The organism is Patulibacter ginsengiterrae (assembly GCF_056269115.1).
This window is the reverse complement of the sequence record NZ_JBWDOG010000002.1, coordinates 159,225-178,271: the sequence shown is the minus strand read 5'-3', so window position 1 is coordinate 178,271 and position 19,047 is coordinate 159,225. Positions and strand designations below refer to the sequence as shown.

Sequence of the window (19,047 nt, the reverse complement as noted above, 5' to 3'; positions counted from 1 at the left end):
CCCACACCCAGAACGGCCTGCGACCGGCACCATTCCTCTTGTCGTCAGCAGCGGACGACGCCACTCCCTGCGAGTTGCCACCGCCGCGACGCCACTGCCCCACCGATGCTCCGGACCACGTCCGAGCACGACCGGGCCCCCGCCTTCCCGTAGTACTCGTGGCACACCAGAAACGCTGCTTCGGCAGCACTCTCCTCGGAAGCGGCCCGCCTCGTGCGGGTCGTTTCTTTGGGAGCGTGCGAGGTCAGCCGAGGTCAGCGGCTCGCCGCCGATCTCCGCGCGGATCACGCTCGTCCGCGTCGCCGCCCGGCGCGCGAGGGCCGGGCTCCCAGGCGAGCCCGGCACACCCCAGAGGGCTCGCTAGCTGATCGGCTTGTCGTCGACCTCGGCGCTGACCTTGCTGTCCCCGTCGACCTCGACGGCGACGGCGTAGCGCGTGCCCCCGTCGACCGTGATCACGCAGCGGATGGGCTTCGTGGTCGGGATCACGACCTTCGCCGGGCAGGTGAAGTCCTCGGCGGTCTCGCCGACCTGCTCCTCGAGCAGGGCGCGGGCGCCCTTGGCGATCTCGGTCCCCTTCGCCTCGCCGCGGACGGCCTTGACCTCGAAGTGGGCCTTGTCGCCATCGCGGGAGGTGACCTTGCCCTCGATGAAGAGCTTGGTCTCCGAGGGGTTCAGGGCGGTGCAGCGGACCGGGGACCCGACCTCCGCGTCGACCTTCTCGCAGCTCGTGTCGGTCAGGTCGATGCCCTGGTCCTTGAACTGGCTGACGATCGTGCTCTCGACCTTCTTGGTGTCGAGCGTTTCGGTGCCGCAGGCCGACAGGGCGAGGGCGGCGGTCGCCACGAGCGTGATGGCGGTGAGTGGGCGCAGGGCGGATTTCATCGTGGGCGACGGTAGCCGGTTAACGGCATTCCGGGGTCGTGCCTCACCGCCCCTCGGCCGAACGTCCGTTTGGCGCGCGCGGGCGACGCCAAACGGACCTCCGCTCCGCTCAGGCCTTGGCCCGGGCCCCGACCAGCGGGACGCCGAGGCTGGCCGCGATCCGGTCGGCGACGTCGCGGCCGGTGAACCCGACCTCGGCGTGCAGCAGCGCGGGCTTGCCGTGCGTGACGTAGCGGTCGGGCAGGCCGACCCGCATGATCCGGCAGCCGCCGGAGCTGTTGCCCCAGTCGATCCCGTGCTCCTCGCCGGCCTCCCAGACCGCGGAGCCGAATCCGCCCTGGAGGACGCCTTCCTCGACGGTCACGAGCAGCTCGTGGTGCGCGACGAGGTCACGGACCAGCTCGACGTCGATCGGCTTGGCGAAGCGGGCGTCGGCGACGGTCGCCTCGATCCCGCCCTCGCGCAGCAGCGCGGCGGCGTCGAGGCCGACCCCGACCCCGGAGCCGTAGCCGAGGATCGCGACCCGATCGCCCTGGCGCAGGACCTCGCCCTTGCCGATCCCGATCGTCGCGGGCGCCCGGGGCATCGGCACTCCCGCGCCCTCGCCGCGCGGGTAGCGCAGCGCGAACGGGCCGGGATGGGCGATGCCGGTGTGCAGCAGGTGCGCGAGCTGCGCCTCGTCGCGCGGGGCGGCCAGCACGATGTTGGGCAGCGACCGCAGGTAGGCGATGTCGAAGACGCCGTGGTGGGTCGGACCGTCGTCGCCGACCAGCCCCGCCCGGTCCATCGCCAGGACCACGTCCAGCTCCTGGAGGCAGACGTCGTGGACGATCTGGTCGTAGGCGCGCTGGAGGAAGGTCGAGTAGATCGCCGCGACCGGCTTCAGGCCCTCGAGCGCCAGACCGGACGCGAACAGCAGTGCCTGCTGCTCGGCGATGCCGACGTCGAAGTAGTGGTCCGGCTCGGCCTCCTGGAGCAGGTTCAGGCCGGTGCCGGAGTTCATCGCGGCGGTGATCCCGACGACGCGACGGTCGGCCCGGACCTCCTCGATCATCTGCTCGCCGAAGACCTGGGTGTAGGTCGGCGGCTTGGCCGGCGCGTCCGGATCGGCGGCGACCTTCGGGGCGGGCGAGCCGTCGACGATGCTGTTCGGCTTCGCCGCGTGCCACTGCTCCATGCCCTCGAGCCCGCCGTCCTCGGCCGGCGCGAAGCCCTTGCCCTTGACGGTGGTGACGTGGACCACGACCGGGCGATCGGCGTTGAACGCCTGCCGCAGCGCCTGCCGCAGCGCGTGGACGTCGTGCCCGTCGACGACGCCGACGTAGGCCCAGTCGAGCGACTCCCACAGCTCGCCCTGGGCGTTGAGCAGCTTCATCGAGCCCTTGATCGGCGGACCGACCCGCTCGACCAGGCTGCCGACGCCGGGCAGCTCGGAGAGCACGCCCTCGACCTTCTCGCGGCCGTGCCAGAGCTTCGGGCGCAACCGGACGCCCTGGAAGTAGCGGGAGAGCGCGCCGACGTTCGGCGAGATCGACATCCCGTTGTCGTTCAGGATCACCACCAGCGGCGTCCCGAGCCCACCGGCCTGGTGGGCGGCCTCGAAGGCCACGCCGCCGGTCATCGCGCCGTCGCCGATCACCGCGACCACGCGGCCGGGCTCGGGATGGCTCGGATCGTTCTCCTGCTGCAGGCGCATGCCCTCGCGGAGCCCGACGCCGTAGCCGATCGAGGTCGACGCGTGCCCGGCACCCATGATGTCGTGCTCGGACTCGGCGATCGCGCAGAACGGCGCGAGGCCGTCGTACTTGCGGATCGTCGCCAGCTCGTCGCGGCGGCCGGTCAGGATCTTGTGCGGGTACGCCTGATGGCCGACGTCCCAGAGGATCTTGTCCCGTGGGCTGTCGAGCAACGAGTGCAGCGCGACCGCGATCTCGCAGGTCCCGAGGTTCGCACCGAAGTGGCCGCCGATCTGGCCGACCGTGTCGATGATGTGCTCACGGACCTCCTGCGCGACCTGCTGCAGCTCCTCCTCGGAGAGGCCGTGCAGATCCTGGGGACGGTCGATGTTGTCGAGCAGCCGGGTCACGGTTCAGCTGGTCCTCGTGTGGATGAAGGCGGTGAGGGTGTGCAAGTCCATCGCTCCTGAGGGTACGGCGGACCGGAGGGCGTCGGAGGCCGCGTCGTGATGGGACGCCGCCATGCGACGTGCACCATCTAGACCGTACTCGGTCACGTACGTCCGCTTCCCGTGACGCTGGTCACTCCCCTGCGGCTTGCCGAGGTCCTGATCGGTCCCCGTCACGTCGAGGATGTCGTCGACGATCTGGAAGAGGACCCCGAGATCGGCCGCGTAGCTGCGGAACGGCGCCGCCTCCTCGTCGCTCAGCCCGGCGAGCTGCAGCACGCATCCGACCGAGGCCCCGATCAGACGGCCGGTCTTCAGCTCGTGGAGCACGCGCAGGTCGGCCGCGGTGCGGGCGTCCAGCTCGGCCGGGTCGGCGCGCTCGGCAGTGACGTCGAGGAACTGGCCGCCGACCATCCCGTCGACGCCGGTCGCATCGGCCAGCTCGGTCGCCGCGGCGAGGATCCGCTCGGCGGGGAACGACGGGGCACCGGCGCTGCCCGCTCCGCCGCTGGGCATCCGCAGCAGCAGGTGGAAGGCCTCGGCGTAGAGGGCGTCGCCGGCCAGGATCGCCACGTCCTCCCCGAACGCGACGTGCGAGGTCGGGCGGCCACGGCGGAGGTCGTCGTCGTCCATCGCCGGCAGGTCGTCGTGGACCAGCGAGTAGGTGTGGATCAGCTCGACCGCGGCGGCCAGCGGCAGGACGGCGGCCTCGTCGAGCTCGAGCGCCCGCGCCGTCGCCAGCGACAGGACCGGACGGATCCGCTTCCCACCGGCCAGCAGCGAGTAGCGCATCGCCTCCTCCAGCCCGGCGACACCGGCACTGCGGGCCGGGAAGCGGAGGCCGTCGAGGTAGTCGTCGACCAGCAGGCGGAGGTCGTCGGGGTAGACCGCGGTCGAGGTGCTCACTGGACGCCCCCGCTCTCGCGCAGCATCCGGTCGAAGGCGCCACCGGCGTCGGCCGCGGTCTGGGCGACCTGCTCGGCCGCGACGACCTGCTCGTCCGGCTCGGCAGCATCGTCGGCGACGCGTCCCAGCGCGTGCTCCAACCGTGCGAGTTGGATCTGCAACTCGCGACCGACGTCCGCGTCACTCATGCCGACAGTGTGAAGGATCGGGCGGTGCTCCGGGGCGGCGGCCGACCGCGACGCGGCCCCTCGCCGGGTTCCCCGGGCCGGCCGCGAGCTGCGACCGGAATCAACCGCGCGTTCGGTTGACCTAGGCCTCGGTGCGCTCGCGCAGGATCGCCGCGAGGATCCCGTTGACGAACTTCGGCGCCTCGGCGCTGCAGAACTTCTTGGCCGTCTCGACCGCCTCGGAGATCGCGCCCTCGGGCGGGATCGGCGTATCGCCCGGGACGACGTCGGGGTGCAGCATCTCCAGCAACGCGACCCGCATGATCGAGCGTTCGAGCGGAGCGATCCGGTCGAGCGCCCAGCCCTTGGAGTGCTTGCTGATCAGCGCGTCGAGCTCTTCCTGATGGTCAGTCGTCGCGTGAGCCAGCGAACGGGTGAACATCGCAGCATCGCGATCGAACAGCTCGTGGAGCGGCCGTCCGGTCAGATCGTGCTGATAGACGGTGAAGACGGCATCGCGCCGCTGGTCGCTACGACGAGACATGCAGCGGGGAAGGCTACGCGACCGGGTCGCCGACCGGCGACCGGTCGTCGACGCAGGGCACGGTGCGGCTCACGCGCGGGACATGTAGGCGCCCGTCTCCGTCTGGACCTTGACGCGGTCCCCGACGTTGACGAACAGCGGGACGCGGATCTCGGCCCCGGTCTCGAGGGTGGCCGGCTTGTCGCCACCACCGGACGCGGTGTCGCCGCGCAGACCGGGCTCGGTGTGCGAGACGGCGAGCTCGACCGACGCCGGCAGCTGGATGTCCGCGGGCTGGTCGTCGATGAAGAGGATCGGCACCGTGTCGTTGGCCAGGATGAAGCGGAGCGCCGAGGCGACCTTCTCGACCGGGATCGCCAGCTGCTCGTAGGACGCGGTGTCCATGAAGTGGGCGTCGGTGCCGTCCTCGTAGAGGTACTGCATCGAGCGGGCCTCGGTGTGGACCGCGCGGAACTTCTCACCGGCGCGGAAGGTCTTGTCGATCACGTTGCCGTCGCTCGCGCGGCGGAGCTTGCTGCGCACGAACGCCGCACCCTTGCCGGGCTTGACGTGCTGCGTCTCGAGGACCTTGTAGACGACCCCATCGACCTCGATGTGGTTCCCGTTCTTCAACTGGTTCGTGGAGATCATGCGCGCGGACCAGTGTACGGCCCGCCGCGTTCGCGCGTCATCGTTCCCGATCGGCGACCGGCCGGCATCCGCCCACCGCTCCTCGGGCTCAGGCCTCGGGCGTGGCGATCAGGACGCCGACCAGCCCCGGAAAACGGGCCTCGAGGTCGTCGCGTCGCAGCGAGATGTGACGCTCGGTGCCCTCGGGGCGGGTCCGCGTCAGACCCGCCTCCCGCAGCAGCCGGACGTGGTACGAGCTGGTCGACTTGGGGATCCCGAGCGTCGCGGCCAGGAACCCGCAGGGCACCTCGTCCTGCTCGCTCAGCAGCCGGACCATCTGCAGCCGCAGCGGGTCGCCGACCGTCCGCAGGATCTGCGCCAGGTCGAGGCTCGCCGTCGGCGGGTGATGGATCGTGTCGCGGGGGGACTGAACGGCCACGACCCTATGATACAACGATTGTTCCAGAACTTTGGAACTACTTTCGATGTCCCGCCTCACGCCACGCGCCCTCTCCCCAACCGCCGCCTACGTGCTGGTGGCCGCCGTGATCGGCCTGGCGCTGTTCGCGTCGGCGACGCCGTCACCGCTGTACGAGATCTACCGCGCCGAGTGGGGCTTCTCCCCGTTCGTGCTCACGCTCGTCTACGCGGTCTACGCCTTCGGCGTGCTCGCGGCGCTGCTGCTGGTCGGCCGGATCTCGGACGAGGTTGGACGCCGGCCGGTGCTCGTCGCCGCGCTCGCCGCGCTGCTCGCCGCGACCGCGCTGTTCCTCGTCGCCGACTCGCTCCCCTGGCTGTTCGCGGCCCGGGCCCTCCAGGGGCTCGCGACCGGCACCGCGCTCGGGGCCGCCAGCGCCGCGCTGCTCGACCTCCACCCCCGCCGCGACAGCCACAACGCCGGTCTCGTCAACGGCGTCGTCAGCGCCGCCGGGATGGGCACCGGGGCGCTGCTCTCCTCGCTGCTGGTCGAGTACGGGCCGATCCCGCAGAAGCTGCCCTACCTCGTCCTGATGACGGTCTTCGGCGTGCTGCTGGTCGGGGCACTGCTGATGCACGAGCCGGTCGGCGAGCGTCAGCCGCTGCGGATCCGCCCCCAGCGGCCGTACGTCCCGCCCGCGATCCGCGGGGCGTTCCTGCTCGCCGGGCTCGGCGTGCTCGCGTCGTGGTCGATCGGCGGGCTCTACCTCTCGCTCGGGCCCGAGCTGGCCGGCGAGCTGCTGCACACCGACAGCGCGGTCGCCGGCGGGCTCGCCGCGCTCTGCCTCGCCGTGCCCGGGGGCATCGCGCAGATCGTCTTCCAGCACGTCGTCCCGTGGCGGCTGACCACCTACGGGGCGTTGGTGCTGGCGGCCGGCATGGGGCTGATCGTGGCCTCGCTCTCGTTCGATTCCGCGGTGCTCTTCCTCGGCGCGACGGCGATCACCGGGATGGGCTTCGGGGCGGCGTTCCTCGGCGGGCTGCGCTCGCTGACGGCGGTGCTGCCGGAGCACCATCGGGCCGAGGTCATGTCCGCCTTCTACGTGGTCGCCTACGCCTCGATCTCGATCCCCGCGGTCGCCGCCGGGATCGTCGTCTCGTCGTGGGGCCTGCTCCCGACCTTCCGGGTCTTCGGGGTCCTCGTGATCGGCGTCGCGCTGGTGGTCTCGGTCGGCGCCGCCCGCACCCGGCCGCGCCCCGATGCCGGCGACGCCGAGCCGCTGCTCAGCGGGCCGAACGCACCGTCGACGGCAGGCGCCGAGTCCCGCTGACCGAACCAGCGTTTGGGCGACGTGTCGTGCGTCCGACGGACTAGGCTGGGGCATGACCGTCGCTCCCCAGGCCGCCGCCTTCCTCGCTCAGGTGGCCGGCGCCCCGCCGCTCGACACCCAGACGCCCGAGCAGAACCGTGCCGACCTCGTCGAGGTGCTGCCGCTGACCGGGCCCCGCCAGGAGCTGGCCGTGGTCGAGGACCGGACGATCGAGACCGCCACCGGACCGGTCGCGGTTCGCGTCTACCGGCCCCGGATCGCCGCCGGGCTGCCGGTCGTCGCGCACTTCCACGGCGGCGGCTGGGTCCTGGGCGACCTCGAGAGCCACGACACCAGCTGCCGCGACATCGCGGCCACCGCCGACGCGGTGGTCGTGGCCGTCGACTACCGGCGGGCGCCCGAGCACCCGTTCCCGGCCGCGTACGACGACTGCCTCGGCGTCACCCGCGCGCTGCTGGAGGACGGCGCCGGCCTCGACGTCGATCCGGCCCGGGTCGCGGTCGCCGGCGACAGCGCCGGCGGCAATCTCGCCGCGGTCGCTTCCCGCGCGCTCCGGGGCGTCGGCAGCGGGCTCGTCCACCAGGTCCTGATCTACCCGGTCACCGACGTCGCCGGCGTCGGCGCGACCGAGAGCTACGCCGCGTTCGGTGACGGGCACTTCCTGACCACCAGGGACATGGCCTACTTCGCCCGCTCCTACGCCGGGGAGACCGACCCGGCCGATCCGCGGCTGTCGCCGCTGCGGGCCGAGGACCACGCCGGCCTGCCGCCGGCCACGGTCCTCACCGCGGGCTGTGACCCGCTCCGCGACGAGGGCGAGGCCTACGCCGAGCTGCTGCGCACGGCCGGCGGCGAGGTCGAGCTCCGGCGGTTCGACGGCCAGGTGCACCCGTTCGTCCTGCTCGCCGGGATCATCGACGACGCCGCCGAGGCCCGCCGCTCGATCGGCGAGCGGCTGCGGGCGGCGTTCGTCGCCTGAACGGCCGCCGCGCCCGGCCGACCGCCGGGGTGACCGACGCCTCGAGGGCCGAGGCGCGACCCCCGACGAGCCAGGCGCGGCCCGTCGGGCCGCGCGGCGGGGCTAGGAGACCTCGACCAGGTCCTTGGTGACGGTGGTGAAGACGTCGGGGCCGTCGGGGGTGACGGCGGCCAGGTCCTCGATCCGCACGCCGAGCTCGCCGGGCACGTAGACGCCCGGCTCGATCGTCACGATCTCGCCCGTGCGCAGCGCACCGCTGCCGCGCGGGCTGAGGGTCGGCGCCTCGTGGACCTCGAGCCCGACGCCGTGGCCGAGGCCATGGCCGAAGTGGTCGGCGTGGCCGCCGGCGGAGATCACGTCGCGGGCGAGCTTGTCGACCGCCTTCGCCTGGGCGCCGGTCTTGACCGCCGCCAGCGACTGCAGCTGGGCGTCGAGCACCAGCTGGTAGACCGTCCGGGCCGCGTCGCCGACCGGGCCGGTCGCGACGGTCCGGGTGCAGTCGGAGCAGTAGCCGTCGAGGATGCAGCCCCAGTCGACCGTCAGCAGGACCCCGGCGGGGATCTCGACCGGACGCGGCACCGCGTGCGGGAGCGCGCCGTGAGCCCCGGAGGCGATGATCGGCGCGAAGCTGTTGCCGCTGGCCCCGAGCCGGCGCATGGCCGTCTCCAGGCGGAGCCCAACCTCGGCTTCGGTCCGGCCGACGACGCCGCCCTCGAGGATGACCTCGACGAAGGCCGCGTCGGCGAGCTCGCTGGCCGCCCGGATCGCCGCCTGCTCGGTGGCGTCCTTGACCGCCCGCAGGCCGGTGACCAGGCCGGCCGACGGGACCAGCTCGACGCCGACGGCGACCGCGTTGCGCAGGCGCCGGTGCGCGGCGAAGCTCATGTCGCCGTCGTCGAAGCCGACCTTGCGCGCGTCGTCGGGCAGGTGGGCGGCGATCCCGGCGCCGCCGAGGTCACGGCCGCCGTCGATCCGCTGCCAGTCGTCGGAGACCTGCTCGGCCGCCTGCGTCACGTACCGGAAGTCGGTCACGAACCGCCGCGTGGCGCCGCCCGCCTCGGTGTCGGGGCCGACGATCACGATCGCGTTGGAGCCGGTGAACCCGGTCAGCCAGCGGATGTCGTGCGGGTTGCTGACGACGAGCGCATCGAGCTTGCGGTCGATCAGCAGCGCGGCCAGGCGGTCGGCGCGTTCGGCGGGAACGGTCATGCGGTGGGGTCCTCGTTGGGGGTCTCGGCGTCGGAGCCGGTCGCGGCCGCGGCGAACGCGTCCGGCGCGGCGGGCTCGATCGTGTCGGCGGGCGTCGGCGCGGCGGGCTCGGCGGCCGCGGCGGCCTCACCGGCGGACGCCGACTCGCTGGCCGCCAGATCGGTCTTGTCGGGCGCCGCTCCGAGCGATTCCCCGACCGGGGTCCCGGTCGCCGGCGTCGGCACCGGTGCGGACGCCTTGAGGTGGTCGCGCAGCAGCTCGAGCGCGTCGCGGTAGCCGTCGGGGCCACGACCGGTGATCGTCGCCAGGCAGACGTCGGAGATCACCGACTGCTGGCGCCAGGCCTCACGGCTCGCGAGGTCGGACAGGTGCACCTCGACGATCGGGACCGCGGCGATCTCGAGCGCGTCGTGGATCGCCCACGCGTAGTGGGTCCAGGCGCCGGGGTTGATGATGATCCCGTCGACCAGGCCCTCGGCCCGGTGGAGGTACTCGACGAGCGAGCCCTCGTGGTTCGTCTGGAAGAACCGGGGCGTGAGGTCGAGCTCGACCGCCCACTCGTCGATCTGACGCTCGAGCTCGCGGAAGGTCAGCGCTCCGTAGTGGGTGGGGTCTCGACGCCCGAGCTGATCGAGGTTGACGCCGTGGACCACGGCGACACGGAAGCGGCGCATGCACTGATCCTCGCACGGTCCGGCCACGACCCGCGGTCCCGCACGACAGGACCGGCGACGGCCCGGCACCACCGGGACAGCCCCGGCCCCACCGCGCGGTCGCCGGGTGGCGGCGACCACCGCAGTCGCTCGCTCAGGGCGCGAGGTCGGCGATCGCCGCGCGGACCTCGCGCTCGCCCAGCTGCTGGCCGTAGCGGACGTCGCCCGGCTCGCGGACGACGACGAACGGCACCGGCGCGGAGCCGAGCCGCTTCTTGTCGCGGGCGGTCGCCGCGTGCACGTCGTCGAGGTCGATCGCCGGGTCGACCGTGGTCGGCAGCCCGACCGCCTCGAGCAGCCCGGAGACCTGCGTCCGCAGCGCGTCCTGGCCGGAGAGCTGGAGCGCGGCGAGCAGCCCGAGGCCGACGGCCTCGCCGTGGCGGTAGCGGCGGTAGTCGGTGACGGTCTCGATCGCGTGACCGATCGTGTGACCGAGGTTGAGCACCTGACGACGGCCGCCGTCGCGCTCGTCGTCGGCGACGACCTGCAGCTTGGTGCGGGCGCAGCGCATCACGGTCAACGGGTCGACCGGGGCGCCCGACGCGACCTGGTCCCAGAGCGCGCCGCCTGCTATCAGGGCCGTCTTGACGACCTCCGCGTAGCCGGCCGCCAGCTCCTCCTGCGGGAGCGTCTGGAGCGCGTCGGGGTCGACCATCACCGCGGCCGGCTGGTGGTAGGCGCCGACGTAGTTCTTGGCCGCGGGCAGGTCGACGCCGGTCTTGCCGCCGTAGGCGCTGTCGACCTGGGCGACGAGCGTCGTCGGCACCTGGACGACGGGGATCCCGCGCTGGAAGGTGGCGGCCACGAAGCCGGCGAGGTCACCGACGACGCCGCCCCCGATCGCGACCACGTGGTCGCTGCGGGTGGCCCCCTGCTCGATCAGCGCCCCCCACACCCGCTCGCAGGTCTCGAGGGTCTTGTGCGCCTCGCCCGCCGGGAACTCGATCATCCCCGCGAGGCCCGGGATCCGGCCGGCCTGGTGCTCGGCGACGTGCTCGTCCGTGATCGCGATCCGGCGCGAGGAGTCAGCCAGCGGCCACGGCGGCAGCTCGCCGAGCAGCCCCGGCCGCAGCCAGACGGGGTAGCCGCCGGAGTCGGTGTGCGCCCACAGCAGCTGCGCGCCGTGGGCCTTCGGCACCTGCTGGATGACGGGGACCGCGGGGCGCAGGAGCTGCCGGTCGACCTCGGGCAGGATCACGTCGGCGACCCGCTCGTAGACCAGCTGACGCTCGCGGAAGAGCCGGTCGAAGGTCGCCTTGTCGCGCGCCAGCGGCCGGTCGGAGCGCTTCGCCCGGCGCCAGGCCGTGGCGAGGCTGACGTGCAGCAGGACCACGATGTGGCGCTCGAGCGCGGCCCGGACCCGCTCGGACTGGAGCGTCCCGCCGCCGAGCGAGATCACGCCGCCGTCGGCCCGGTCCAGCAGCTCGCAGGAGACCCGCTCCTCGACCTCGCGGAAGGCCGCCTCCCCGTGCTTGGCGAAGTAGTCGGCGACGCTCATGCCCAGCTCGCGCTCGACCCGCTTGTCGCTGTCGACCATCCGCGTCTTCAGGGCGCTGGCGAACATCCGCCCGCCGGTCGTCTTCCCGGCCCCCATGAAGCCGATCAGGACGATCGCCGGGGCGGGCGACTGGCCCGACCCCGACCGCTTCCTGTTGCCCCTGCCGCGCGCCATCTCGTCGACCGCGTCGGCTACTTGCGCCAGCCGATGCGCTGCTCGTAGGCAGCGATCGCAGCACGCACGTCGTCGATGTGGTCGCCACCGAACTTCTCGCGGTAGGCGGAGGCGAGGACCATCGCGATCATCGCCTCGCCGACGACGCCGGCGGCGGGGACGACGCAGTTGTCGGTCCGCTCGCGCAGGGCCTTGGCCGACTCGCCGGTCGAGAGGTCGACCGAGCGCAGCGGCTTGGTGATCGTCGGGATCGGCTTGACCACCGCGCGGACGACGAGCGTCTGGCCGGTGGTCATGCCGCCCTCGAGGCCGCCGGCGTGGTTGGTCCGTCGCCGCAGCGAGCCGGTCGGCTGGTCGCCGTCCTCGACGTCGTCGCCGTTGAAGATCTCGTCCTGGGCCTTCGAACCGGGGGTCGCGGCGAGCGCGAAGCCGTCGCCGAACTCGACGCCCTTGTGCGCCTGGATCGAGCAGATCGCCTGGGCGAGGCGGCCGTCGAGCCGTTCCTGCCAGGAGATGTGCGAGCCGAGCCCGGGGTGCAGGCCGAAGGTCAGCACCTCGTAGGTGCCGCCGATCGACTCGTTCGCCTTGCGCTCGACGGTGATGTGCTTGACCATCGCCTTCGACGTCTCGGCGTCGAGGGTGCGGACCGGGTCGTCGTCGATCCCCTCGAAGTCGGCGATCGCCAGCGGCCGCTCGGCGACCGGGGCGTGAACGGTCCCGATCTGGGTCACGTGCGAGCGGATCTCGACGCCGATCGCGCGCAGGAAGGCCTTCGCCAGGGTGCCGCCGGCAACGCGCGCGGCGGTCTCCCGGGCGGACGCCCGCTCGAGCACGTTGCGCACGTCGTCGTGGCCGTACTTCCAGACGCCGACGAGGTCGGCGTGACCGGGGCGCGGCATGTGGACGGGCGGGATCTCCGCCTCGACCGGCCACGGGTTCATCCGCTCTTCCCAGTTGGCGTAGTCGCGGTTGACGACCCAGAGCGAGATCGGTCCGCCGAGCGTGCGACCGTGGCGGACGCCGGCCTTGACCTCGGCCGTGTCGGTCTCGATCTTCATCCGACCGCCGCGCCCGAAGCCGAGCTGACGCCGGGCCATGTCGCGGTTCATCGCCTCGCGATCCAGCTCGAGCCCCGCGGGAAGCCCCTCCACCAGGGCCGTGAGGCCTGGTCCGTGCGATTCACCAGCGGTCGAGAGGGTTAGCGCCATGACCCCCGAGTCTACGGGGCGGCGGCGGCCGAAGCGCGTCACGGTGTCGTCGCACGTGGTGCAGACCGTGCCCCGCGCCCGGGCCCCGACGGGCGCGCGCCGCGGGCCAGCGGCGACGAGACCACGCGCCCCTTCCGGGAGACCGGGTCGAGCGATCGCCGCCGCGACCCAGAACGCCCTCGGGTAGGCGTCGATCAGCTGACCTCCCGCCGCCAGGGCCACGACACCGCCGAACGCCAGATACGGCCCGAACGGAATCGCCGTGCTCCGCGCCTTCCGCACGCCCGCCCGGAGCGCCACCAGCAGACCGAAGGCCGTCCCCGCCAGCAGCGCCGCCAGCAGCGCCACCGCCACCGCAGGACCAAGGCAGAGCCCGAGCAGACCCGCCAGCTTGACGTCGCCGATGCCCATCCCGTCGGGCCGTACGAGGGCGGGGACGAGCAGGAAGCCGGCCGCACCGGCCGCGGCGGCGACCCGTTCCAGCTCGCCACCAGGATCGAGCAGCGCGCCCGCCACGAGGGCCAGTGCGGCCGCGGGCAACGTGATCGCATTCGGGATCCGCCGGTGGTCGAGATCGATCAGGACGATCGGCACCAGGGCCGTGACGAGGACGACGGCGAGCACCGCCTCCGCTGCGTCGCCAGCGGTGATGACTGCCGCCACCCAGAGCACCGGCGTCGCGGCCTCGACCAGCGGATAGCGTGCCGAGATCGCGCCCTGGCAGTCACGGCACCGCCCCCGCAGCGCGAACCACGAGACGACAGGCAGGTGGTCGTACGCGCGGATCGGGTGGCGGCACCCCGGACAGGCGGAGCGGCCCGTCGCCACCGGCACCCCGAGCGGCAGCCGGTACGCAACGAGGTTGAGGAACGAGCCGATCAGGAGCCCGAAGGTGGCGGCGCCGAGGATCAGCATCGCGAGCACGACGGGCGGTTCCGTTCCATCGAGGACGACGTTAGGCAGAACGGCGTTGCGTGTCTGTCGAGAGCTGTGCCAACTTCCCGCGCGGATCCTGCTGCCGTTGCCGGACGACGCCGAGCACGTCCCGGACACGTTCCGGAGGCAGCGAGCCTGGTCGCCGGCGGCTGAGCCAGGGCCCCGACCGACCTCCGACCGCCCTGGTCCGAGCGCGCATGCGCCACAATGAGCCGACATGCCGGCGTTCCGCCTTGTCTTCCTCGTGGCCATCGTCGTCGGCGTGCTCGTCGCGATCGCCGCTTCGACGTCGCAACAGCGGGCGCTCCGGACGGAGCCGACGACCACGATCGCCACGCCCCCGGCCCGTCAGCCGAGCCGCACCATCAGTGCCGAGCTCCCGCGCAAGAAGCCGATCGAGGCACGGGTCGGCGACACGATCAACCTGCACCTGACGCTCGACCAGGGCGACACGGTCGCGCTCGACGCGTTCGGCTTCGAGGAGGGCGTCGCGTCCGGCGTGCCCACGGTCGTGCGCTTCCTCGTGACCCAGGCCGGGACCTACGAGCTGATCGCCCGCCAGGCGGACAAGCCGCTGGTGAAGATCGTCTCCCGCCAGCCGGAGCTGCTCAAGCCGCCGAAGGACGCGACCCCGAAGACGACGCCGGCCCCGGCCCCGAAGCAGCAGGACGCCGCACCGGCGACCAACCCGGCGATGGCCGTGCCGGCCGGCTACCGGCCGGTTCCGGCCGGAACCCCCGCCTCGAGCTAACGCGGCGCCGGGGCGCGCCCGGCTGCCGGGCGACCGCACGGCGAACGTCCCGCGCGCACGGGGAGCGTCCCGCCGGGTCCCGCGGGCGCTGCGCTCGCGCTACTCGACGGGCTCGGCGGCCGGCTTCGCGGCCGTCGCCTTCTTGGCGGCGGGCTTCTTCGCGGCCGGCTTCTTGGCGGCGGGCTTCTTCGCCGCAGGCTTGCGGACTCGGGGACGCTTGGCCCGTTCGGCGGCGGCGACCGCGGCCGCGGCGCGCTTGGCCTCCAGCTCCTCCTCGGTCAGCACCGGGGGGATCTCCGAGGGGTGCTCCTGCGCGTCGTGGTCGGGGATCGTCATCTTCGTCCCCTCGCACCACGGGCAGACCACCGTGTGCTGTTCGCCACCAGCGTTGGACAGCACGCTGCCCACGCCCCGACAGGGACCGCAGGGGCCGGGAGGGGCCGGGGCGTCGGTGGTCGACTCCTCGGACTCCCGAGCTTTGGCACCGCGCCGGCTGAACTGCTTCGTGGCCATCGCGGCCGAGCATACGCGCGCCCCCGCGCCCTCTGCGCTGCGGGCTGGTCGGTACGGTGTGTGCATGGCCTCGCGTGACGGCCGGTTCGCCCCGAGTCCAACCGGTTCCCTGCACCTCGGCAACCTCCGGACCGCGCTCGTCGCGTGGCTCCGCGCCCGGGAGGGCAGAGCACGCTTCCTCGTGCGGATCGAGGACCTCGACCGCGAGCGCAGCCGCGCCGAGCACGAGGCCGGGCAGCTCGCCGACCTGCACGCGCTCGGCCTCGACTGGGACGGCGATCCGATCCACCAGTCCGAGCGTGACGACGCCTACGCGGCCGCGCTCGAGCAGCTCGAGCGGCTCGACCTCGTCTACCCCTGCTGGTGCACCCGGGCGGAGATCCGCGAGGCCGCGGGTGCACCCCACAGCGACGCCCCCGAGGGCGCGTACCCCGGCACCTGCGCCCAGCTCGACGCCGCCGGTCGTGCCGCCCACATCCGCAGCGGCCGCCCCGCCGCGCTGCGCGTCCGCGCCAACGGCGTGGTGGCGATCGCCGACGACCTCGTGCTCGGCCCGCTCTCGGCTCCGGTCGACGACTTCGTCGTCCGCCGCGGCGACGGCACCTACGCCTACAACCTCGCCGTCGTCGTCGACGACGCCTGGCAGGAGATCGGCGAGGTCGTCCGCGGCGACGACCTGGCCACGAGCGCCCCGCGCCAGGCCTGGCTGGCGGGCGTGCTCGGCGCCACCGCGCCGCGCTACCTCCACGTCCCGCTGGTGCTCGGCCCCGACGGCCGGCGACTCGCCAAGCGCGACGGCGCCGTCACGCTCGACGATCGACGGGCGCTCGGCGAGGATCCGGAGGCAGTCCGCACGCAGCTGGCCGTCAGCCTCGGCCTGGCCGAGCCCGGCGAGCAGCCGACGCTGGCCGAGCTGGTCGAGCGGTTCGCCCCGGAACGGCTCCGCGGGCTCGGGCCGACGCGTTGGGCGCCGGTCGCCGGACCGCTGGCCTGAGGCCCGTCGCCCGCCGGTCCGGGGCGACGCGGTCGGCTTCGGACCGCACCGTCGCCTCCGGCGTGGGACCATCTGGTTGATGTTCACCCCGGTCAAGATCGTCCGCTTCTGGCTCCCTGCAGCGATCTTCGTCGTGGGCGCCGCGATGCTCGTCATCAGCCCCGACATCATCGGCGTCGAAGGCGCCGCCCTGATGCTCGGCGGCGGCCTCGGGATCGTCGTCTCCAACCGCATCCACCGGATGGGTCTCAAGGGCGAGCGCGACCGCGACGCCGAGGTCGACGCCCGTGCCTTCCTCGACCGCTACGGGGTCTGGCCCGACGAGGCCTCCCCCGAGATCCTCGCTCAGGCCGAGCGGGACGGGGCGATCGCGGCGTCGGAGCCGGCGACCACCGAGACGCCGGCCGAGACCGTCACGGCCGCCCCGCGGCACCCGCACGAGGGCATCCGTCGGAGCAGCAGCTCGAGCGACGGCCCTCGCTCTCGCCGTCCCGGCTGAGCCGTTCCGGCACTCCGGCGCACGGCCCTCGGCGTACGCCGACCGCCGCGCCGACGCGGGGAAGCGCCCCGCGCGGATAGGCTCCGCCCACCTGTGGCTTCCTCAACCGACACCGTCGTCCGCGAACTCGCCGAGGCCGCTCGCGCCAGCGGACGCCTGGGGATCGACACCGAGTTCGTCGGTGAGGGCCGCTATCGCCCACTGCTCTGCCTGGCGCAGGTCGCCGTCGACCGCGAGGCCGGCGACCCGCGCGGCGGCGTCCGGATCGAGCTGCTGGACCCGATCGCCGACGAGTTCGACCCGACGCCGCTGGCCGAGGTCCTCGCCGATCCCGCGATCGAGATCGTCCTGCACGCGGCCCGCCAGGACGTGGCCCTGCTCAAGCGCAGCTGGAACACCGAGGTCCGCGGCGTCTTCGACACCCAGCTCGCCGCCGGCTTCGCCGGACTCCGCGCCCAGATGGGCTACGACGCGCTGCTGCGCGAGATGCTGAAGGTCAAGCTGGAGAAGTCGGCCAGCTTCACGCGCTGGGAGCAGCGTCCGCTGAGCGAGGAGCAGAAGCGCTACGCCGCCGAGGACGTCCAGCACCTGCTCCAGCTGTCGGTCGCCCTCCAGAACCGGCTCGTCGACCTCGGTCGGCTCGACTGGGCGCTCGAGGAGTGCAAGGCGCTGGAGGCGGTCACCGACAGCCGCGATCCCGAGCTGCTGTTCCCCCGCCTGCCGCGGATCGACGGCCTCGATCCCGCCCAACGCGCGGTCGCCTTCCGGCTCCTCGAGTGGCGCGAGCGCGAGGCCGAGGAGGCCAACCGGCCGCCGTCGACCGTGCTCCAGGACCAGACGCTGGTCGAGCTGGCCAAGCGCCGGCCGCAGAACCGCGACCGGCTCCAGCAGATCCGCGGGATCAACGAGGCGACGCTGCACCGCCGCGGCGACCGCCTGCTGAAGGCGATCGCCGAGGGCCGCAACGCCGAGCCGATCCCGGTCGAGCGTGAGCGGGTCGCCCGCCACGACCCGGTCGACCCTGAGCTGGTCGCCCTCACCGAGACGCTGGTGCGCACCCGTGCGAAGCAGGAGGAGCTGGCCTACGAGCTGCTGGCCAGCCGCGCCGACCTCCAGCGGATCATCGTCGCCTGGCGCGACGGCGGCCCGCAGCCGGAGGTCCGCACGCTCCAGGGCTGGCGCGGCGAGCTCGTCGGCAAGGACATCTTCGCCCTCCTCGACGGCGAGCTCCGCCTGCGCGTCGACGAGAACCAGCAGGTCGTAGCCGAGCGCTAGGCCAGATCCCGGAGCTCGACGGCGCCGTCGTCGCGGGTCCACCAGCGCAGGCGCAGCTGACCGGCGTCGGGCACCGCGCACGACCAGCAGGCCGCGCCGTCCTCGTCGCGCAGCTCCTGCTGCCCCCGGCCGCCGTACTCGGCGCGGACGTCGAGGTCGTCGGCCTCGCCCTGCTTGCCCGAGGCGATCCGGGCCGCGACCACGGCCATCGTCGCCGGGGCGACCCGGTGGCGGTTGCGGTCGAGCGCCTCGAGGTAGCCCTCACCGAGGGCGAGCGGCCCGAGCGGCCGCGCACGGCGGCCGCTGTCGTGGTCACGGGCCAGCCAGGCGGCGTAGATCTCCAGCTGGTGGGCCCGCTCCCGCTCCCGCACCACGGCGGCCGGGATCGCGAGCCGGGAGACCTGCTCCGGCCGGGCGCCGCGCGGACCGCTGGGCGCACTCGCCCGCGGCTCGTCCGCGAGCTGCTCCGCCTCCGCGCTCGCGCGGGCTCCGGGGGCCATCGCGTCGAGCCGCGCCGCAGCGAGCTTCTCGCGCAGGCCGCGGATCTCGTCGCGGGCGCCGTCGAGCGCCCCGAGCAGCAGCTGCTGGTCGCGTTCGGCCGCCGTCGTGGCGCTCGCGGCCTGCTCGGCCGCTCGCGGTGCGGCGGGCGTCCGGTCGCTGGCGGCCTTCGGCGCCCCGCCGGGCAGCGCGACCAGCCGCGCCGACGAGCGCTCCGGACCGGATCCGGTGCGGGTGCCACGGGCCGGACGCGGGACGGCCGCGGGCGGGCCTTCATCGAACCGCTCCTTCAGGACCTCGACGGCGCGGGCGCCGTAGCGGCCGACGCGGTCGAGCACCAGCGGGTGGGCTCGCGGATCGGCGTGCTCGTCGACCCCGGGCCACCAGATCCGGGCGGCCCCGCCGAAGACGCCGAGCTGCGGCGGCAGCAGCGACGACAGGAAGCGGCTCGCCGGCCCGGTCCGGACGGCGCGCAAGAGCACGTCACGCCCGACCAGCTTGCGGACGTGATGGGGATCGAGCGACGGGCGGTCCTCGCCACTGCGGGTGGACAGGCAGACGATCGGGAGCGTCCGCTCGGGATCGAGGACCTCCGCGGCGAGCCGCTCGCCCTGGTCCTCGCTGGCGGCGACCGGGATGCCGATGTCGATCGGCGTCGGTCGCCGGGTGGCGGGCCGCCGGGGTCGGCGGGCCGCGCTCCGCGACGGCGTGTCGTCGTCGGCGGAGACGTTGATCGGGTCGTGACGCATGGAGCCTCCCAGAGGGACAGAACCACCGGAGCGTCGGAAACACCCGGCGCTTGCGATGAACCCTAGA

At 73.5% G+C, this 19,047-nt stretch carries 19 protein-coding genes; 6 read left to right on the top strand and 13 right to left on the bottom strand.

Annotated elements, in window-relative coordinates; all coding sequences use genetic code 11:
* Positions 1 to 360 precede the first annotated feature (360 nt).
* The 7 genes from ACVUH9_RS04250 to ACVUH9_RS04220 all read right to left on the bottom strand — a co-directional run bounded on the left by ACVUH9_RS04250 (position 361) and on the right by ACVUH9_RS04220 (position 5,675).
* Positions 361 to 885: a DUF4333 domain-containing protein gene (locus ACVUH9_RS04250; protein ID WP_475754265.1), complete on the bottom strand. Its 525-nt coding sequence runs from the start codon at positions 883 to 885 to the stop codon at positions 361 to 363.
* Between the two features lie 109 nt (positions 886 to 994).
* Positions 995 to 2,971 (bottom strand): 1-deoxy-D-xylulose-5-phosphate synthase, encoded by a 1,977-nt coding sequence (dxs, locus tag ACVUH9_RS04245; protein ID WP_475754263.1) that lies wholly within the window; start codon positions 2,969 to 2,971, stop codon positions 995 to 997.
* A gap of 3 nt (positions 2,972 to 2,974) precedes the next feature.
* Positions 2,975 to 3,916 carry a polyprenyl synthetase family protein gene (locus tag ACVUH9_RS04240; protein WP_475754261.1) on the bottom strand — a complete coding sequence of 314 codons (942 nt, stop codon included), beginning with the start codon at positions 3,914 to 3,916 and terminating at the stop codon, positions 2,975 to 2,977.
* Complete coding sequence (locus ACVUH9_RS04235; RefSeq protein WP_475754259.1) at positions 3,913 to 4,104, bottom strand: hypothetical protein; 192 nt, start codon at positions 4,102 to 4,104, stop codon at positions 3,913 to 3,915. Before ACVUH9_RS04235 ends, ACVUH9_RS04240 begins: the two co-directional genes overlap by 4 nt.
* 121 nt (positions 4,105 to 4,225) lie before the next feature.
* Positions 4,226 to 4,627, bottom strand: coding sequence for a transcription antitermination factor NusB (gene nusB, locus ACVUH9_RS04230; RefSeq protein WP_475754257.1), 402 nt, complete (start codon positions 4,625 to 4,627; stop codon positions 4,226 to 4,228).
* Between the two features lie 69 nt (positions 4,628 to 4,696).
* Positions 4,697 to 5,257, bottom strand: coding sequence for an elongation factor P (gene efp, locus ACVUH9_RS04225; protein ID WP_475754255.1), 561 nt, complete (start codon positions 5,255 to 5,257; stop codon positions 4,697 to 4,699).
* Positions 5,258 to 5,345: 88 nt separating this feature from the next.
* The gene (locus ACVUH9_RS04220; RefSeq protein ID WP_475754253.1) at positions 5,346 to 5,675 is read right to left on the bottom strand and encodes an ArsR/SmtB family transcription factor; all 330 of its coding nucleotides are present in this window, start codon (positions 5,673 to 5,675) and stop codon (positions 5,346 to 5,348) included.
* A 46-nt stretch (positions 5,676 to 5,721) separates the two neighbouring features.
* On the opposite strand from ACVUH9_RS04220, the gene ACVUH9_RS04215 reads away from it, so the two are divergent.
* Positions 5,722 to 6,984 (top strand): MFS transporter, encoded by a 1,263-nt coding sequence (locus ACVUH9_RS04215; RefSeq protein ID WP_475754251.1) that lies wholly within the window; start codon positions 5,722 to 5,724, stop codon positions 6,982 to 6,984.
* 52 nt (positions 6,985 to 7,036) lie between these two features.
* On the top strand, positions 7,037 to 7,963 hold the full coding sequence (locus tag ACVUH9_RS04210; protein WP_475754249.1) for an alpha/beta hydrolase: 927 nt from the start codon (positions 7,037 to 7,039) through the stop codon (positions 7,961 to 7,963).
* Positions 7,964 to 8,065: 102 nt separating this feature from the next.
* Here the strand turns inward: ACVUH9_RS04210 and ACVUH9_RS04205 are convergent, their stop codons facing one another.
* The 4 genes from ACVUH9_RS04205 to aroC form a co-directional block, all read right to left on the bottom strand.
* Positions 8,066 to 9,172, bottom strand: a complete 1,107-nt coding sequence (locus tag ACVUH9_RS04205; RefSeq protein WP_475754247.1) for a M24 family metallopeptidase — start codon at positions 9,170 to 9,172, stop codon at positions 8,066 to 8,068.
* Positions 9,169 to 9,846 carry a type II 3-dehydroquinate dehydratase gene (locus ACVUH9_RS04200; protein ID WP_475754245.1) on the bottom strand — a complete coding sequence of 226 codons (678 nt, stop codon included), beginning with the start codon at positions 9,844 to 9,846 and terminating at the stop codon, positions 9,169 to 9,171. The genes ACVUH9_RS04205 and ACVUH9_RS04200 overlap by 4 nt, the downstream gene beginning before the upstream one ends.
* Positions 9,847 to 9,979: 133 nt before the next feature.
* On the bottom strand, positions 9,980 to 11,557 hold the full coding sequence (locus ACVUH9_RS04195) for a bifunctional shikimate kinase/3-dehydroquinate synthase (RefSeq protein WP_475754243.1): 1,578 nt from the start codon (positions 11,555 to 11,557) through the stop codon (positions 9,980 to 9,982).
* Between the two features lie 17 nt (positions 11,558 to 11,574).
* Positions 11,575 to 13,680 (bottom strand): chorismate synthase, encoded by a 2,106-nt coding sequence (gene aroC, locus ACVUH9_RS04190; RefSeq protein WP_475755074.1) that lies wholly within the window; start codon positions 13,678 to 13,680, stop codon positions 11,575 to 11,577.
* A gap of 238 nt (positions 13,681 to 13,918) precedes the next feature.
* Between aroC and ACVUH9_RS04185 the strand changes: the two genes are divergently transcribed.
* Positions 13,919 to 14,452, top strand: a complete 534-nt coding sequence (locus tag ACVUH9_RS04185; protein ID WP_475754241.1) for a hypothetical protein — start codon at positions 13,919 to 13,921, stop codon at positions 14,450 to 14,452.
* A 99-nt stretch (positions 14,453 to 14,551) separates the two neighbouring features.
* On the opposite strand, the gene ACVUH9_RS04180 is transcribed toward ACVUH9_RS04185, so the two are convergent.
* On the bottom strand, positions 14,552 to 14,788 hold the full coding sequence (locus ACVUH9_RS04180) for a hypothetical protein (protein WP_475754239.1): 237 nt from the start codon (positions 14,786 to 14,788) through the stop codon (positions 14,552 to 14,554).
* A gap of 241 nt (positions 14,789 to 15,029) precedes the next feature.
* Here ACVUH9_RS04180 and gluQRS point away from each other — a divergent pair, with 241 nt between their 5' ends.
* From gluQRS to ACVUH9_RS04165, 3 genes are all read left to right on the top strand, one after another.
* Complete coding sequence (gluQRS, locus tag ACVUH9_RS04175; RefSeq protein ID WP_475754237.1) at positions 15,030 to 15,959, top strand: tRNA glutamyl-Q(34) synthetase GluQRS; 930 nt, start codon at positions 15,030 to 15,032, stop codon at positions 15,957 to 15,959.
* Between the two features lie 79 nt (positions 15,960 to 16,038).
* A complete protein-coding gene (locus ACVUH9_RS04170) occupies positions 16,039 to 16,458 on the top strand; it encodes a hypothetical protein (protein WP_475754235.1) in 420 nt (139 codons plus the stop codon).
* Positions 16,459 to 16,551: 93 nt separating this feature from the next.
* The gene (locus tag ACVUH9_RS04165; RefSeq protein ID WP_475754233.1) at positions 16,552 to 17,733 is read left to right on the top strand and encodes a ribonuclease D; all 1,182 of its coding nucleotides are present in this window, start codon (positions 16,552 to 16,554) and stop codon (positions 17,731 to 17,733) included.
* On the opposite strand, the gene ACVUH9_RS04160 is transcribed toward ACVUH9_RS04165, so the two are convergent.
* Positions 17,730 to 18,980 carry a hypothetical protein gene (locus ACVUH9_RS04160; protein ID WP_475754231.1) on the bottom strand — a complete coding sequence of 417 codons (1,251 nt, stop codon included), beginning with the start codon at positions 18,978 to 18,980 and terminating at the stop codon, positions 17,730 to 17,732. The two genes, ACVUH9_RS04165 and ACVUH9_RS04160, sit on opposite strands and share 4 nt — an antisense overlap.
* Positions 18,981 to 19,047: the final 67 nt, after the last annotated feature.

Coding starts and splice junctions, on each gene's coding strand:
- ACVUH9_RS04250 (WP_475754265.1), bottom strand. CDS start 885: ATGAAATCCGCCCTGCGCCCACTCACCGCCATCACGCTCGTGGCGACC.
- ACVUH9_RS04235 (WP_475754259.1), bottom strand. CDS start 4,104: ATGAGTGACGCGGACGTCGGTCGCGAGTTGCAGATCCAACTCGCACGG.
- nusB (WP_475754257.1), bottom strand. CDS start 4,627: ATGTCTCGTCGTAGCGACCAGCGGCGCGATGCCGTCTTCACCGTCTAT.
- efp (WP_475754255.1), bottom strand. CDS start 5,257: ATGATCTCCACGAACCAGTTGAAGAACGGGAACCACATCGAGGTCGAT.
- ACVUH9_RS04215 (WP_475754251.1), top strand. CDS start 5,722: ATGTCCCGCCTCACGCCACGCGCCCTCTCCCCAACCGCCGCCTACGTG.
- ACVUH9_RS04210 (WP_475754249.1), top strand. CDS start 7,037: ATGACCGTCGCTCCCCAGGCCGCCGCCTTCCTCGCTCAGGTGGCCGGC.
- ACVUH9_RS04205 (WP_475754247.1), bottom strand. CDS start 9,172: ATGACCGTTCCCGCCGAACGCGCCGACCGCCTGGCCGCGCTGCTGATC.
- ACVUH9_RS04200 (WP_475754245.1), bottom strand. CDS start 9,846: ATGCGCCGCTTCCGTGTCGCCGTGGTCCACGGCGTCAACCTCGATCAG.
- ACVUH9_RS04195 (WP_475754243.1), bottom strand. CDS start 11,557: ATGGCGCGCGGCAGGGGCAACAGGAAGCGGTCGGGGTCGGGCCAGTCG.
- aroC (WP_475755074.1), bottom strand. CDS start 13,680: ATGCTGATCCTCGGCGCCGCCACCTTCGGGCTCCTGATCGGCTCGTTC.
- ACVUH9_RS04185 (WP_475754241.1), top strand. CDS start 13,919: ATGCCGGCGTTCCGCCTTGTCTTCCTCGTGGCCATCGTCGTCGGCGTG.
- ACVUH9_RS04180 (WP_475754239.1), bottom strand. CDS start 14,788: ATGACGATCCCCGACCACGACGCGCAGGAGCACCCCTCGGAGATCCCC.
- gluQRS (WP_475754237.1), top strand. CDS start 15,030: ATGGCCTCGCGTGACGGCCGGTTCGCCCCGAGTCCAACCGGTTCCCTG.
- ACVUH9_RS04170 (WP_475754235.1), top strand. CDS start 16,039: ATGTTCACCCCGGTCAAGATCGTCCGCTTCTGGCTCCCTGCAGCGATC.
- ACVUH9_RS04160 (WP_475754231.1), bottom strand. CDS start 18,980: ATGCGTCACGACCCGATCAACGTCTCCGCCGACGACGACACGCCGTCG.